Origin of the sequence: Oceanobacillus kimchii X50 (assembly GCF_000340475.1) — a bacterium.
GTDB lineage: Bacteria > Bacillota > Bacilli > Bacillales > Amphibacillaceae > Oceanobacillus > Oceanobacillus kimchii.
In genome coordinates, this window is sequence record NZ_CM001792.1 from 2,069,895 (window position 1) to 2,085,801 (window position 15,907).

Consider the following 15,907-nt stretch of genomic DNA (forward strand, 5'->3'; position numbering starts at 1 on the left):
TCCTCCTGTGCCCAGTAGTATGTCCCTCACTCTAGCACAGGAGATATAAAAAGTAAGACGAAATCTGACACTCTTACTAAGAATCGTTCAACATATTTCGCTGCAGTTCTTTTACATAATGTCTTACTAATGATATAAAGTGTAAGGATCCAGTGATATAATAACACTCATTCTTATGTTCAAAAGCTGTATCGATGTATTTTTTCCAATCATAAACTAATAATTGTGGTTGATTTGTATCTAAAAGTTCTAATTCCTCCAAAGATGGAGCACGAACATGATCAAATGTTGTCACATTTACGTTAGATAGATTTTCTTTCAGACAATTTATCATGTTTTCTACGTCTTTATCCTTAAAAGCTGCAAATAATATATGATGATCGCTTTTGGAATATTGTCGTTTTACCGCATCAACCAAAGCATGTATACCTTCCAGATTATGTGCCCCATCTACAATTATTGACGGATTATTATGGATTTTCTCTAATCTCCCAGGTAATTTAGCTTGTTCTACACCTTCAATTATTTTTTCTTCTGTCAACTGCCAGCCTTGCTCACGAAGTAAATGTAATCCATAAAGGGCTATAGAAGCATTATAGTGTTGATGTTTTCCACTCATATCTAAATTTATATGAAATTGCTGCTTAGAGATATTAAATATAAAACGATTCATTGTGATAGATTCATAAGTGAAATCTTTATCTAAAACAAATAATGGTGAATACATTTCTTCTGTTTTCTTCTCTATTATGTCATATGCAGCCCCGCTGACACCAGTTATCATTGGGATCAATGGTTTAATTATTCCCGCTTTTTGTTCAGCAATTTCTACTAATGTATCCCCTAAAAATGCAGTATGATCATAAGAAACAGTAGTGATTATCGTAAGTATCGGTGAAATAACATTGGTAGTATCCAACATTCCTCCCATTCCTGCTTCTACAACTGCTATATCCACATTATCTTCAAAACAAACAAAGCTTAATACAGTTAGTATCTCAAAATTACTCGGCGAGTTCTCTTCTTTGTCTAACATTTCAATTGCAGGCAACATTTTTTGAAAAGCATGCGAAAATACACTTTCCGATATCGGTTGTTGATTAATTTGAATAAATCCTCTTATTCCATAAAAGCTAGGAGAAGTAAAAGAACCAACCTTATAATTATTAGCTAGGAGTGCAGATTGAATAAATTGACTCGTTGATCCCTTTCCATTTGTACCAGCTATATGAATAATGGGAAGATTTTTATCTGGGTAGTTCACATACTTCAATAATTTGTTCACTCTGTCTAATCCAGGTTGAACCCCAATCGTTTCTCTATTATTAAAATATTGCTCTATTTGTTGAAATAACATACTTTCCCTACTTTCCAATCCATCATATAATAATTATAGCAGAAAGGATGATTCATTTAATGAAAAAGACTGGATGGATTATTGTCAATGGTAATCTAATAACTGATAAATTCATCGACTATGCAAAAATGATACAAGCGGCCGCACAAAAACAACATATGGATATCAGTATTATTAAAAACAATAATCTTATACTTGATTTGTCCGATAAACAACCGCTTGGATTACATAATCAAACATATACATTACCTGATTTTGTATTCTTTATTGATAAAGATATCTATTTGGCAAAATATCTAGAACAACTTGGTATTCCTGTTTTCAATAATTCTTCTACGATTGAGATGAGTGATGATAAGATACAAACGTACCAAAAACTCTCTGATACAGGAATACCTATTCCACATACAATAATCGCTCCTAAAATCTACACAACAGGGATACTTTCTGATGATTATTTACAGTCAATTATTCACAAACTAGGTATACCGCTAGTGGTTAAAGAAGCGTTCGGCTCTTTTGGTGAACAAGTTTACCTCGTGTATGATTTTGAAGAACTTAAAGAATTGACGAATCAATTACAAGGAAAGCCATTTTTATTTCAAACTTTTATTTCCAGTAGCCATGGAAGAGATATTCGATTACAAGTTGTTGGAGATAAAGTCATTGCAGCGATGGAGCGGAATAATAATCAAGATTTCAGAGCAAATATTACCAATGGTGGGAATATGAAGCCATTTAATCCTGATCCAAAGTCTATTAATATTGCTATCGCTGCTGCACGAGCTATTAATGCTGATTTTGCTGGAGTAGACTTATTATTTGGTCCAGATGATTCTTACTTGGTATGTGAAATTAACGCCAATGCACATATTAGAAATTTGACAGAATGTACTGGTGTCAATATAGCGGATGAAATGATAACCTATATCGAAAGGAAAATAAAATGAGTGCAGGGTGGATAATATACTCAGAAAAAGATGCAATAAAAAATGCAAGCTATATTGAATGGTTTCAACTAGAGGCAACAAAACAAGGTCTTTCCTTACAATTAATTATTCGTGAACAATTAACGATTGGAATTAATAGAAATCAACCTATTCTTTATTATGACAATAAACATATATCCAAACCGGATTTCGCTGTTGTCCGATATATGGATCCATTATTAAGCAGACATTTAGAGAGAAAAGGAATCAGCGTATTCAATTCATCAACTATCTCGGAGACTTTTAATCATAAAGGCTATACGCATGATGCTATAATTCAAACTGGAGTTCCTATGCCAGATACATATTATTATTCAAACGGACTTCTTCCACACAATCCACCACTTGAATTTCCATTCATTAGCAAAGTAGTAAATGGGAAAGGCGGGAAGCAAGTTACTCTAATTCATCATATGAAAGAGTGGAATACATACAAACTAAACTGTCAATCGGATATCATACTTCAGTCCACTGAAGATATTCAGTTTGGAAAAGATATACGAGTATTTGTAATTGGAAAACAGATTATAGGAGCTGTATTACGAGAAAGCAATACCGACTTCCGGGCTAATTATACGTTAGGAGGAACTGTCTCCATGTATACATTAACTTCTCATCAACGAGCGCTCATACAGAAAATTATAGATGAATTTCATTTTGATATGGTAGGAATTGATTTTCTTCTATCCACAAAAGGAGAAATACTATTCAATGAAATTGAAGATGTTGTTGGTTCACGTACGTGGAGTAAAGTGAGCAATATAAATTTACTCGAACTTTACATCAAACATATTAAATCATCTATTTAACGTTTTTCTTTTTATCGAGAATAATGTCTTTTTGGTAAATTTCTCATTTCAGCTTCACTATATCTTTATATATAACAATGGAAAAGAACATCCGTAAATGCTCTTCTCCATTGTTTTTTCATCGCATAAATTTCTGTGCTGTGGATAACTAAACGATATACGTACTGCGCTTGCGCCGATATCTTACTATTTCAGTTCAGATAAACGTGTCTTCACTTTTGCTTGTTTATCTAAATAATCTTTCTCTTTTCGTTTTTCTTCTTCTACCACGGCTTCTGGTGCTTTACTTACAAAACCTTGGTTAGATAGTTTTTTCTGTACTCGTTCCACTTCTTTCGTCCATTTTATAAGCTCATTTTCTAATCGTTTAATTTCTTTCTCAAAATCAATTAGTCCTTCTAGCGGAAGGAATATTTCTGCTCCTGTTACTACTGAGGTCATTGCTTTATCGGGAGCTTCTATATCTGTGGATATAGACAATTCACTCAGATTGCAAAAACGCTCTAAATAATCTCTATTTTTCTCCAACTCCGTAGTTAATAGTTCATTTTCTGTTTTTATAAGCATTTTAATTTGCTTCGACATTGGAGTATCTACTTCTGCACGACTATTACGTACCGAACGAATAATGGATACTAAGCGTTGCATCTCTTGTACTGCTTGAGAATCCTCAAATTCAGCATTAACCTCTGGCCACTTACTAACTGTAATCGACGGTCCCTCATGAGGCAACTGTTGCCAGATTTCTTCTGTAATAAAAGGCATAAACGGATGCAACATACGCATCGTTTGATCAAGCACGTGAGCAAGAACAGAACGAGTTGTCTTTTTCTTGTCTTCATCTTCTCCGTAGAGTGATAATTTTGCCATTTCTATATACCAATCACAAAATTCATCCCAAATAAAGTTGTATAAATGTCGACCAGCTTCGCCAAATTCATACTTGTTTGAGTTTCTTGTAACTTGTTCAATGGTTTCATTCAATCTTGCTAGAATCCATCGATCTGGGAGAGATAGATTTCCCGTTAAATCAATATCTTCATAAGTGAAGCCTTCCAAGTTCATGATAGAAAAACGTGATGCATTCCATACTTTATTTGCAAAGTTCCATGTAGACTCAACTTTTTCCCAGTGGAAACGTAAATCTTGCCCTGGTGTTGACCCTGTCATTAAGAAATAACGTAACGAATCTGCTCCGTACTTCTCAATTACATCCATCGGGTCTACTCCATTTCCAAGCGACTTACTCATTTTTCTCCCATCTGCATCACGAATAAGTCCGTGTAATAACGTATCTTCAAATGGTTTTTCATCCATGAATTCTTTGGATTGGAAAATCATTCTCGCTACCCAGAAGAAAATAATGTCATAACCTGTTACTAATACATTCGTAGGGAAGTAACGTTTTAAATCAGCAGAATCTTCATTTGGCCATCCCATCGTTGAAAATGGCCATAACGCAGATGAGAACCATGTATCTAACACATCTTCGTCTTGTTCCCAATTTTCAATATCTGCCGGTGCCTCTTTACCTACATATATTTCGTTTGTTTCTTTATGATACCAAGCTGGAATTCGATGTCCCCACCATAATTGACGAGAAATACACCAATCGCGAATATTATCCATCCAATTAAAATAAGTCCGTTCAAATCTATCCGGAACAAAGTTTACTTTTTGATGGGCATCTGCTTGCATATCTAATGCTGATTTTGATAATGGATCCATTTTAACAAACCACTGTGTTGAAAGATAAGGTTCAACTACTGCTCCACTACGTTCAGAATGGCCTACCTGATGGGAACGCTCTTCAATTTCGAACAATACTTCTTGTTCCTGAAGATCATTTACGATTTGTTTACGACATTCAAAACGATCTAATCCTTGATATTTCCCAGCATTTTCATTCATAGATCCATCTTCATTCATCACTAGAATACGTTCTAATTGATGTCTGTTACCTATTTCAAAATCATTCGGATCATGTGCAGGTGTTATTTTTACTGCACCAGAACCAAGTTCCATATCAACATAATCGTCTGCTACAATTTCTATTTCTCTTCCGACGATAGGCAAAATAACTGTCTTACCGATTAGATGCTGATACCGCTCATCTTTCGGATGAACAGCAACTGCTGTATCTCCTAGCATCGTTTCTGGGCGTGTTGTAGCAATTTCAATAGTTTCATCACTACCTTTAATTGGGTAGCGCATATGATAAAACTTTCCTTGAACTTCTTCGTAAATTACTTCAATATCCGATAGAGCTGTCTTCGTGGACGGATCCCAGTTAATTATATATTCACCACGATAAATGAGCCCTTTCTCATATAACTTAACAAACACTTCTCGAACCGCATCAGACAATCCCTTATCTAATGTAAAACGTTCTCTTGAGTAATCTAGACCTAGCCCAAGTTTTTCCCATTGTGAACGAATAAAACTAGCGTATTCTTCTTTCCATTCCCATGCTTTTTCTAAAAATTTCTCACGACCTAATTCATAACGATTCGTGCCTGATTCTTTTAATCTTGCCTCAACTTTTGCTTGAGTGGCAATTCCAGCATGGTCCATTCCAGGAAGCCATAATACATCATATCCTTGCATACGCTTCATTCGTGTAATCGTATCTTGCATTGACGTATCCCATGCATGCCCTAAATGTAAACGCCCAGTTACATTTGGAGGTGGAATAACGATTGAATATGGCTCCTTATCAGGATCTCCAGTTGCTTCAAAAAACTTTCCATCTAACCAAAATTGATAGCGTCCTTGTTCTACTTCCTTAGGATTATACTTTGGAGGAAGTGATTGCTTGTTCCCTTTGTCCTGTTCCATTTAGAAACCTCCTTTTAATAAAGCAAAAAAACCCTTTTCATCCTTAAAAAAGGACGAAAAGGGTATAATTTCCGTGGTACCACCTTTGTTTACAAACCAGTCACTGTTTGTACACTCATGTTTGGATAACGGTCAATATACCGGTCTCTCTTACTGATTTTTTCAGAGAAACTGCATCAAGGACGACTTCAAGAACAATGTACTTAGGAAATTTCCAGCTCAAGATTTCCCTCTCTATAAGTGTTAATTCTTTACTACTCCCTATCTTCGCATTTATTTTGCTTATTCGTATTTTTATTTTATATGGAAGTTCTAGTAGCGTCAACTCTTATTTATTATAGGCACGAAACAAGCTTATTTATACATAGTATACTTTAGACCACCAAAAGGTGGGTACAATTCATATAATTTTAGGAGGTTTTTTGTTATGGCAAGGTTCTACCGTTTTCGACTTCCGCCTTGGGCACGAAAGTGTATTATTATTATTGAAGTATCCGTAACACCCATTATGGTATTCCAACTTGTTCGAACATTACTGATTCCAACTACGTTTGATATACTTTTAACTGGTTTATTAATTGGATTAGTAATTGCCTTTTATCTTGAATGGATTTAATTTGTATCAACATTTATCGTTTCGTACTCTTCTTGTATAAAATCGACCCATTTCATACCAAATTGTAATCGTCTAAAGTGTTGTTGAAGTTCTCTCGTTTGTTCCAACATGGATTTTTTAGTTCTTTGCTCTGTATAATTTTGAACAACACGTATATAATGAGCGGGATTTAATAAATTTATAGTTAACAAATGCATTTCTTTTACTGTAAGATGATTCGTTTTACGATATAACTTAAAAGCTTGCTGCATTTCTTCAATTGGTTGGTCATAATGTCCAGTAATATGTTGAAAATAGTTAGCAATATCACTAGAAGGATGGTCAAAACTTGCTTCTTCCCAATTCAATAAATATCCACCCCTGCAATGTGATGGTTCTAATTTTCCATGACATAAACTTTTTGACCAAGAAACACTCTCTTCTTCCAGTTCAAATATAGCATTCATTTTGTTTTGAAGTAACTCAGAAGCGTGTACGACACCTTTATACTGAGAACATGCAATTAATTCAAAAGGTGACATGTATCTTCTGCTTTCAAAGTGAACAATATTTTCTTTCAGACTATCTGGAATATTTCTACAAAATGATTGGAATCCTTCAAAGTCCTTTTTCATTTTATCGATCTGAATGCGTTCTGTTTGCTTCGTTTTTTTGTGGATTAAGGCTAGTGTTTGCATTGTACTCTCGATCTGATAATTAATATCCATGTTTCTAGGAATATCAACCCATGGAGTTAAATAATAATAAAAATGTTCATGTTTTTGATAAAGTGAACCGTCTTTCGTTACATAAACAGGTAGGATTTCAGAGATATTTTTTTCGCTAGCAACATGATAAATACTAACCCATGATTCGATGGTATTTTCATTAAGATAGCTTCGCTTTAGAGCGTAGTCCCGCATTCCATCATGTACTCGAAAAAGTCGACTTGAAACTTTTTCGATTTCTAAAGGATAAATGCTGTAATGTCCGAGTACTTCTTTTAGTATCTCCACCTATCATCCCCCCTTACGATACACTTGACTTTTTATGTATACCTACGCAAAACTTGTTTGCGCAGGACCTCCTTATTTTGGAGGGATATACAGTAATTGACCTTGATTCACTTCAAAATCTGACTCTAATTGATTATGTTTGATTAATTGTAAAGGACTAATAGCAAACCTCTGTGCAATGGTTTCTATTGTATCATCCTCTTGAACAATACAAAGACGCATTTTTGTATACTGTTCTTCTTCTGCATTACGGAATATATCAGACAAATAGGTTACATCTTCCGGACTCTCTTCATTATCGAGAATATCAAGAACTTTCTCTTCCTGATCATCATTAACTTCATAATCAGTTTCTTCTACATACTCATCATCTTCTTCTTCTTCCGGTGATGCTTCTACTTCCGAGATACTTTGAAAGTACTCTGATAGCGGTTGTGACTTGACCTTCCATCGATCAGGGTCATCATCATTTGAATGTTCATTTTCATCTTTATTTTCCACTGTTCTCTCTAGATTTACTGTTGCATCTTCTTGGATTGGATGTTCTATTTCAAAAGAAAACGAATCCTCTTCTTCTGAGTCTTCCCTGGCTGATTCTGCTTCTAAATTATTATCTTGTTGTATACCTTTAATATCTATAGAAGCATATACTTTTAATTGATCTTCTTCCAATAATTCATAGTCAAATGACTCAATTTGAACCGTCACATCATCAAGATTAGCTACTCGATATGGCGGGACAGAAATTTCTACTGGAAAAGTGTGAGAAAATAAATATAATCCGTTTATTTCCTCAATTTTTTCTACATAGCGTTTGGATTGAATTTGATCAAAATCTAATGTTTCTTCTTCTATTTCTGTATAAGGAACTTTTTGATATTCACCTTGCAGTTCAATCGCACCACGAATTAAAATATAGTCTTCATAAGCATGAATAGATATCTCTGGTTCCAAAGATATTCCTCTGATTTCCTCCACTTCCTGTCCTTTTTCAAAGAACAAGGATTCTTCTAATTCAAATGTAAAAGCATTGGAATCAGTCGACAAATCTTATTCCTCCCTTCACATAGCTTCCTATGCCACTTTTTCTTTATCATTTATATGTGTTCATCAACAAGGATATGCAAAAAAAGCAATGTAATATGAAGTTCTCGCCTCATAATACATTGCTTTGTAAATTAATATGGATTTTTATTTTTCTATTTGTTGAAAAGCTTTATGAATAGCTTTAATAGTTTTTTCTATATCCTCATCAGTATGAGCAGTGGAGAGGAATAACCCTTCAAACTGAGAAGGTGGCAAGAAAATGCCTTCATTAACCATCGAACGATAATACTGTGCAAAGTAATCAAGATTTGAGGTTTGTGCTGTCTCAAAGTTAATTACTTCTTCATCCGTGAAAAATACTCCAACCATTGAACCTGCTCGATTAATGTGGATTGAGATATCAAACTTCTCTGCAGCTTCTTTAAAACCTTTCACTAACTTATCCACTTTATTATTGATATCTTCATAGGACTCTTTTGATAAAGCAGATAATGTCTCATATCCTGCTGTCATAGCTAATGGGTTCCCTGATAGTGTACCAGCTTGGTATATAGGACCTGTAGGAGCAATCTGTTCCATAATTTCGCGCTTACCACCATAAGCTCCAACTGGTAATCCACCACCGATTACTTTTCCTAAACAAGTTAAATCAGGTATCACTTCATAATGACCTTGTGCACTATGATAACCAACTCTAAATCCAGTCATTACTTCATCAAAAATTAATAAAGAACCATTTTCTTCAGTAATATCACGAACATCTTGTAAGAAACCATCTTTCGGTGGAACTACTCCCATATTTCCACATACCGGCTCCATAATTACCGCTGCAATACGATCACCATAATGTTCAAAAGCTAATTTTAAACTATCTGTATCATTGTAAGGTACAGTAATAGTATTCTTTGCAATATTTTCAGGTACTCCAGGGCTATCAGGTAATCCAAGAGTTGCCACACCTGATCCTGCTTTTATAAGCAGGGAGTCTCCATGACCATGATAACTCCCTTCAAACTTTATGATTAAATCTCTACTCGTGTATCCTCGAGCCAATCGAATAGCACTCATCGTTGCTTCTGTACCTGAGTTGACCATTCGAACCATTTCAATTGAAGGAACACGATCAATTACTAGTTTAGCTAAATCATTCTCTAATAGTGTTGGCGCCCCAAAACTTGTTCCTTTAGCAGTAATATCTTGAAGCTTTTTAACTACACGCTCATCAGAGTGACCAAGAATTAGTGGTCCCCAGCTTAAAACATAGTCAATATATTCATTGTTATCAATATCTACTATTTTAGAACCCTTTCCTTCTTTCATAAAAACAGGGTTCATACCAACAGATTTAAATGCTCTTACTGGTGAGTTAACCCCACCTGGCATTAAATCAACAGCTTCTTCATACGCATCAATTGAGTGATTGAGTGACATTATAATACCTCCTTAATTTGATTCCTGTAACCATTTTGCAACATCTTTAGCAAAATACGAAATAATTAAATCAGATCCTGCTCGCTTCATTGATGTAAGTTTCTCCATTACTAATGCTTTTTCATCAATCCATCCATTTTGTGCAGCAGCTTTTACCATGGAGTATTCCCCACTAACATTGTATGCTACTACTGGCACATCAAAGTTATTACGAACCTCACGAACAATATCAAGATAAGACATCGCAGGCTTCACTATTAACAAATCAGCGCCTTCTTCTACATCCGAACTTGCCTCGCGAATAGCTTCTAAGCGATTTGCAGGATCCATTTGATACGTTTTACGATCTCCAAACTGAGGAGTACTATCAGCAGCGTCTCTAAATGGACCATAAAATGCAGAAGCATATTTAACTGCATACGACATGATTGGAATATGACTAAACCCTGCTTCATCTAAAGCTTGACGAATTACGACCACAAATCCATCCATCATATTAGATGGTGCAATAATATCCGCACCAGCTTTAGCCTGTGAGACAGCGGTTTTAGCTAATAATTCTAATGAAGCATCATTATCCACATCTTGGTTCTGTATCACGCCACAGTGACCATGAGAAGTGTACTCACATAAACAAGTATCTGCTACAACTAATATATCTGGAAAATCTTTCTTAATCATACGTGTAGCCTCTTGGATAATCCCATGATCATGAAATGCTTCCGAACCTATCTCATCTTTATCAGATACTACACCAAACAAGATAATTGAACGTATACCTAATTCATATGCTTCGTTAACTTCTTCTAATAAATGATCAAAGGATAACTGATAAATTCCTGGCATTGAAGGTATTTCATTTTTTATGTTTGAACCTTCAATAACAAATATAGGATAAATAAAATCAGTAGGTCTTAAGTGAGTTTCTCGTACTAATGAACGCATAGACGTAGATGAACGTAAACGACGATGCCGTTTAAATGATAATAGTTGTTCCATATCAAGTTACACCCTTTCCTCAACCAAATCAATCATAACTTCTATCATTGCATCCGTAGTAAATTCACTAGGAACATGACGATTTGGTAATTTTAATTTTTCTGCTTTCGCTTCTGTAGTTGTTCCAATACAAATATAATCACATGAAGATGGTATATCTTCAACTAGCTCCATCAATGCCATTACTGTTGAAGGACTTGTTAGTGTAACAAAGTCTACATTCTTAATTGTCTTCTCTAATTCATGCTTTGCTTCATAACGATACGTAGTTTCATAAACGTCGATTGTATCAAAGGAAATATTATGATAAGAAAATTCATTTGGAATAATCTCTCTGGAAAGATTTCCTCTGACAATTAATATTGGTTGTTCTCTATGATCATTTTCTATAAACTCTTTTGCCATTGTTTCTGCATCAAATATAGAAGGAATAAAATCTGGTTTCAATCCGTATTCATTTAAAGCGAGTTTCGTTTTTGATCCTACAATACCAACTTTTATATCGGACGGAAATTTAATACCCAAATGATGTAGATAATGAAAAAAACCGTGAACTCCATTTGAACTAGTAAAAAAAATCCAACGATATTTTTTTAATTGCATCCAAATCGGACTTTTTACATCACTTTTATATTGTATAGACAAAAGTGGAACAACCATTGGCTTACCACCGAAACTTTCAATCTGTTTAGCAAAAACTTCTGCTTGTTGTTCTTCTCTAGTAATCAAAACACTCTTTCCTCGAAGAGAGTGACTCATTACTGATCCATCTCCTCTTTTACCCGATCAACGATTTCTTTTGCACCTTGATTTATTAATAATTCTGCCGCTTCTTTACCAACTTCAGTAGGTTCTGTACCCCGAACTGTCTCTTTTAAGATTGTTGTTCCATCTGGTGTTCCTACTAAGGCAGTTAACACTATCTCATCCCCGTCTAAATACGCGTAACCTCCAATTGGAACTTGGCATCCGCCTTCTAGTAAATGAAGAAACGTTCTTTCTGCACTTACAGTCTTCGCTGTATAAGCATCGTGAATTTTTTTAACAATATTTGTAAGTTCTTTGTCATCTTCTCTACTTTCAATTGCTAGTGCACCTTGTCCTACCGCAGGAACACACACCTCTGGTTCCAAGTATTCTGTAATTAATTCTTCACTTAGTCCTACTCGTTTCAATCCAGAAACTGCAAGAATAATTGCATCATAATCTTCTTCTTGAAGTTTACGGATTCGAGTTTCAATATTTCCTCTAATCCATTTTATAGTTAAATCAGGACGCTCTGCTAAAATCTGTGCTCCACGACGTAAACTACTTGTACCTACAGTGGCACCTTCAGGAAGGTCTTGCAAGAGAATATTGTCTTTTGCAAGATAGGCATCACGATGGTCTTCACGTTTAGGAATGGATGATATTGTAAGTCCTTCTGGTATTGCAGCTGGCATGTCTTTCATACTATGTACTGCAAAATCAATTTCTTTATCATACATTGCTTTTTCTATTTCTTTAACAAATAGACCTTTACCACCAACCTTAGATAAAGTTACATCTAGAATCCTATCTCCTTTTGTAACAATCTTCTTTATTTCAAATTCATTTTTTACGCCAGCTTTTTTCAACTGATCAATAACCCATTCTGTTTGAGTTAAAGCAAGATTACTTTTTCTTGTGCCAACAATAATTTTCCTCATCTAAGATCCTCCTAGTAATGAAAGTTTGATAACGTACTGGATAGGAAAAAATTAATTAATAATACCAAAAACGAAACAATATTATACAAAGCTATGCCCTTTCCTCGATAGCCTAAAACCCGCATAAACAAAAAGATTATATACATAACTAAAACGACAAAGGAGCCGATTGTTTTCATATCAAACCATATGAATGGCCAATTAGAAACATAAGCCCATACAATCCCTAATATTATAGCAATTAACAATACGGGTACTCCAATACGATTTATTTTAAAGGTTAGTTTATCTAGTGTTTGAAGATCACCAAATCGAGACATCCACTGATAGCCCTGCTTTTTTTTAAGTAGGTCATACTGTATATAATACATACACGATAGAAAGAATCCAATCGTAAATAGACTATATGAAATCAGTGCCAATGTTATATGAGCTATCAACATTTCTTGTGCAAACTGAATTGTTCCACCTGGAAATTGTGTGTCAGCATGAGCGGTCATATACATTAGCATTAGTATATAAGCAAATCCGTTAATAAATAGAACAATAGAACGAATAGAATATAACAGATAAATCACCAAAGATAAACCAATCAATATCCATGAGTAAAAATATAAACCATCTATAACTGTAGCTACCGGAAACGCCTTCTCATCAAAAACATGATAAAAGAAAAAAACGGTTTGAATAACCCAAACCATTGAAAGCAACCAGAAAGCAATTCGTACCGCTTTCCGGTTCGTATGAATAAAATCAATCATAAATCCAATAAGACTAAAGCTATATAGCAGTAACAATAATTCGTATAGCCATTTCATTTCAACCATCTCGGTATCCTTTCTTTCGATCAGGCTGTTGTAATCTTTTCAATCATTGGAAAAGAAGACGATTCTTCTTTAGCAATCTTCATTAAAGTTTCATTTTTTTTTGCTTGTTTAACTAATTCTTCCTTAACTTCGTCTTCAATGCCGAATATATCTATAAATAATTGTAAAGATTCTTCTGCGTTGTCTTTACCTGCAAACTCTTTCGCCTGTGTAACAGGTTCTTTTAAAAGTTGATTAATAATACTTTTCGTATGCTTATTTAATACCTTTCTTTCTCTATCAGTAAGGTTCGGTATTTTACGTTCTATACTTTGCATTGTTTCTGATTGAATGGTTAATGCTTTTTGTCTTAATGCTGATATAACAGGAATTACTCCTAATGTTTTTAACCATTCCTTGAACGTAACAATTTCTTCTTCAATTAACATTTCAATTTTTTCAGCGGCCTGCTTTCTAGTCTCAAGGTTGTCATCAACAATATGCTGTAAATTATCAATATCATATAAAAATACATTTTCAAGATCAGAAATAGCAGGGTCCATATCACGTGGTACTGCTATATCAACAAGAAAAAGTGCGCGACCCTTTCGCTGTTTCTGCACTTTCTCCATCATCTCTTTTGTAACAACAATTGAATTTGCACCAGTAGAACTGATTAAAATATCAGCCTGTTGAAGGATAATTGGAAGTTGATCTATACTCTCAACATCTGCATTAAACTTTTCAGCCATTTCTACTGCATTTTCAAGTGTACGATTTACTACAGTAATTTTTGTAGCACCAGAACCTTGGATGTTTTTTGCTGCTAACTCTCCCATTTTTCCTGCGCCCAGAATAGCCACATGTTTTTCTTGCAAATCGCCAAAAATTTTCTTTGCTAATTCCACTGCTGCATAACTAATAGAAACTGCGTGTTCTCCAATCGCCGTTTCCTTATGCGCACGCTTTCCAAAAGTAATAGCTTGTTTAAATAGCTCATTAAAGATGGTCCCCGTAGTATTAACTTGTTGTGAATTTAAGAAGGCTTGTTTCACTTGGCCAAGAATTTGCGTTTCTCCTAGTACCATGGAATCTAAACCAGTAGATACTCGAAACAAATGCTCCATTGCTCCATCATCTTCTGTAATTCTTAGATAAGTAGAGAATTCTTCTTTTTCAATACCAAACCAATCAGATAAAAACTGCTTTATATAATATCTGCCAGTATGAAGTTGATCTACAACCGCGTAAATCTCCGTACGATTGCATGTAGAGATAATTACATCTTCTAATATGCTTTTTTGATTTTTCAATTTCACCATCGCATCTTGCAATGACTCTTCAGAGAATGTAAATTTTTCCCTAATATCAACAGGGGTTGTTTTGTAATTAAACCCAACTTTTAGAATATGCACAGTACTACCCCCAAAATCTTTAAATCGGACTTTTTTAATATTATTATAACCTAATACTTATTATAACATGTAAAATTATATCGTGAATCTTTAAAATGTGAACAGAATCTGAAACAATATGTTAATATATATTGGAAAGAATCAATTCGACTGTACTTTAACACAACAGCACCGGGATAGCAAGGAATCAACTCAATATTGGAGGCTAATAGAATATGAAAAAGCAACATTCCTTATTTGCATATTTATGTATAGCAATAGGGGTATATTTTTTATTTAGAGAACTAAAATTACCTTTTTTTACTGATTTTTATTCGTGGCAAACATTACTGATGATTATCGGTATTGGTGTCCTCATACATAGTTACATGACACGTACATATAGTAACTTATTTGCTGGAACATTACTATTTGGGATCGGGATTCATCTTCATGGTGTAAAATATTATGATTTCTGGATCGATCATTGGGGAGTATTCCCATTAATAATTGGATTAGCACTACTCGTACGTTATACTAAAACAAAAAAAGGATTATTATCCGGTATTATCATTGTGATTATTGGATTGCTCCTTATTTTTTCCGATCAATTATCATATTATACTGATTGGATGAATCCAATAACCAACATATTAGATCGTTTTTGGCCTATATTGCTGATTATTTTAGGTTTTTATATGCTGAAGAAACCAAAAAATTAAACCAAACCTATGTTAAGACTACCTTTTATCTAAAAAGTTACCGTCTTTCGTTGGTACTTTTTTATAATACCGAACTAAGGCTAAGGAAGTCTTTTGTTCGTTTTTCATGAGGATATTGAAACGTTGAATATCCTTTTTTATTCTATTCCTAAAATGAGATAGATTATGTGTATTTGGTTTCAACTGTTTCTTCTTTATAATTGTTCATTCATTGTT

14 protein-coding genes and 1 other annotated feature are annotated in these 15,907 nt (G+C 34.3%); of the genes, 4 read left to right on the forward strand and 10 right to left on the reverse strand.

Features of this window, described 5'->3' with window-relative positions:
- Positions 1–76: 76 nt before the first annotated feature.
- Positions 77–1,357, reverse strand: coding sequence for a bifunctional folylpolyglutamate synthase/dihydrofolate synthase (locus C794_RS10920; protein ID WP_017797172.1), 1,281 nt, complete (start codon positions 1,355–1,357; stop codon positions 77–79).
- 59 nt (positions 1,358–1,416) lie between these two features.
- Between C794_RS10920 and C794_RS10925 the strand changes: the two genes are divergently transcribed.
- Together C794_RS10925 and C794_RS10930 are read left to right on the forward strand one after the other, a co-directional pair.
- Entirely contained in the window at positions 1,417–2,307 is an 891-nt protein-coding gene (locus C794_RS10925; protein WP_017797173.1) for a RimK family alpha-L-glutamate ligase, read from the forward strand.
- Positions 2,304–3,155, forward strand: coding sequence for an ATP-grasp domain-containing protein (locus C794_RS10930; protein WP_017797174.1), 852 nt, complete (start codon positions 2,304–2,306; stop codon positions 3,153–3,155). The genes C794_RS10925 and C794_RS10930 overlap by 4 nt, the downstream gene beginning before the upstream one ends.
- A 186-nt stretch (positions 3,156–3,341) precedes the next feature.
- Here the strand turns inward: C794_RS10930 and C794_RS10935 are convergent, their stop codons facing one another.
- Entirely contained in the window at positions 3,342–5,993 is a 2,652-nt protein-coding gene (locus C794_RS10935) for a valine--tRNA ligase (RefSeq protein WP_017797175.1), read from the reverse strand.
- 46 nt (positions 5,994–6,039) lie between these two features.
- Positions 6,040–6,270: a binding site (T-box leader), on the reverse strand.
- A 150-nt stretch (positions 6,271–6,420) separates the two neighbouring features.
- Here C794_RS10935 and C794_RS10940 point away from each other — a divergent pair.
- On the forward strand, positions 6,421–6,609 hold the full coding sequence (locus tag C794_RS10940) for a hypothetical protein (RefSeq protein WP_017797176.1): 189 nt from the start codon (positions 6,421–6,423) through the stop codon (positions 6,607–6,609).
- On the opposite strand, the gene ysxE is transcribed toward C794_RS10940, so the two are convergent.
- The 8 genes from ysxE to hemA form a co-directional block, all read right to left on the reverse strand.
- The gene (gene ysxE / locus C794_RS10945; RefSeq protein ID WP_017797177.1) at positions 6,606–7,604 is read right to left on the reverse strand and encodes a spore coat protein YsxE; all 999 of its coding nucleotides are present in this window, start codon (positions 7,602–7,604) and stop codon (positions 6,606–6,608) included. The genes C794_RS10940 and ysxE overlap by 4 nt on opposite strands.
- A gap of 72 nt (positions 7,605–7,676) precedes the next feature.
- On the reverse strand, positions 7,677–8,651 hold the full coding sequence (gene spoVID / locus C794_RS10950) for a stage VI sporulation protein D (RefSeq protein ID WP_017797178.1): 975 nt from the start codon (positions 8,649–8,651) through the stop codon (positions 7,677–7,679).
- Between the two features lie 144 nt (positions 8,652–8,795).
- Positions 8,796–10,082, reverse strand: coding sequence for a glutamate-1-semialdehyde 2,1-aminomutase (gene hemL, locus C794_RS10955; protein WP_017797179.1), 1,287 nt, complete (start codon positions 10,080–10,082; stop codon positions 8,796–8,798).
- Positions 10,083–10,094: 12 nt separating this feature from the next.
- Positions 10,095–11,081, reverse strand: coding sequence for a porphobilinogen synthase (gene hemB / locus C794_RS10960; RefSeq protein ID WP_017797180.1), 987 nt, complete (start codon positions 11,079–11,081; stop codon positions 10,095–10,097).
- A gap of 6 nt (positions 11,082–11,087) precedes the next feature.
- A complete protein-coding gene (locus C794_RS10965; protein ID WP_017797181.1) occupies positions 11,088–11,840 on the reverse strand; it encodes a uroporphyrinogen-III synthase in 753 nt (250 codons plus the stop codon).
- The gene (gene hemC, locus C794_RS10970) at positions 11,840–12,769 is read right to left on the reverse strand and encodes a hydroxymethylbilane synthase (RefSeq protein ID WP_017797182.1); all 930 of its coding nucleotides are present in this window, start codon (positions 12,767–12,769) and stop codon (positions 11,840–11,842) included. The genes C794_RS10965 and hemC overlap by 1 nt, the downstream gene beginning before the upstream one ends.
- 11 nt (positions 12,770–12,780) lie before the next feature.
- Positions 12,781–13,596: a cytochrome C assembly family protein gene (locus C794_RS10975; RefSeq protein WP_017797183.1), complete on the reverse strand. Its 816-nt coding sequence runs from the start codon at positions 13,594–13,596 to the stop codon at positions 12,781–12,783.
- Between the two features lie 20 nt (positions 13,597–13,616).
- Positions 13,617–14,990: a glutamyl-tRNA reductase gene (gene hemA / locus C794_RS10980; RefSeq protein ID WP_017797184.1), complete on the reverse strand. Its 1,374-nt coding sequence runs from the start codon at positions 14,988–14,990 to the stop codon at positions 13,617–13,619.
- A gap of 215 nt (positions 14,991–15,205) precedes the next feature.
- On the opposite strand from hemA, the gene C794_RS10985 reads away from it, so the two are divergent.
- Complete coding sequence (locus tag C794_RS10985; RefSeq protein WP_017797185.1) at positions 15,206–15,691, forward strand: LiaI-LiaF-like domain-containing protein; 486 nt, start codon at positions 15,206–15,208, stop codon at positions 15,689–15,691.
- The last annotated feature ends 216 nt before the right edge of the window (positions 15,692–15,907 follow it).

Bases quoted from the DNA above. Each gene is read 5' to 3' on its own strand.
- hemL (WP_017797179.1), bottom strand. From the start codon at position 10,082: ATGTCACTCAATCACTCAATTGATGCGTATGAAGAAGCTGTTGATTTA.
- C794_RS10940 (WP_017797176.1), top strand. From the start codon at position 6,421: ATGGCAAGGTTCTACCGTTTTCGACTTCCGCCTTGGGCACGAAAGTGT.
- hemC (WP_017797182.1), bottom strand. From the start codon at position 12,769: ATGAGGAAAATTATTGTTGGCACAAGAAAAAGTAATCTTGCTTTAACT.
- C794_RS10965 (WP_017797181.1), bottom strand. From the start codon at position 11,840: ATGAGTCACTCTCTTCGAGGAAAGAGTGTTTTGATTACTAGAGAAGAA.
- C794_RS10925 (WP_017797173.1), top strand. From the start codon at position 1,417: ATGAAAAAGACTGGATGGATTATTGTCAATGGTAATCTAATAACTGAT.
- C794_RS10985 (WP_017797185.1), top strand. From the start codon at position 15,206: ATGAAAAAGCAACATTCCTTATTTGCATATTTATGTATAGCAATAGGG.
- C794_RS10935 (WP_017797175.1), bottom strand. From the start codon at position 5,993: ATGGAACAGGACAAAGGGAACAAGCAATCACTTCCTCCAAAGTATAAT.
- C794_RS10930 (WP_017797174.1), top strand. From the start codon at position 2,304: ATGAGTGCAGGGTGGATAATATACTCAGAAAAAGATGCAATAAAAAAT.
- C794_RS10920 (WP_017797172.1), bottom strand. From the start codon at position 1,357: ATGTTATTTCAACAAATAGAGCAATATTTTAATAATAGAGAAACGATT.
- hemB (WP_017797180.1), bottom strand. From the start codon at position 11,081: ATGGAACAACTATTATCATTTAAACGGCATCGTCGTTTACGTTCATCT.
- C794_RS10975 (WP_017797183.1), bottom strand. From the start codon at position 13,596: ATGGTTGAAATGAAATGGCTATACGAATTATTGTTACTGCTATATAGC.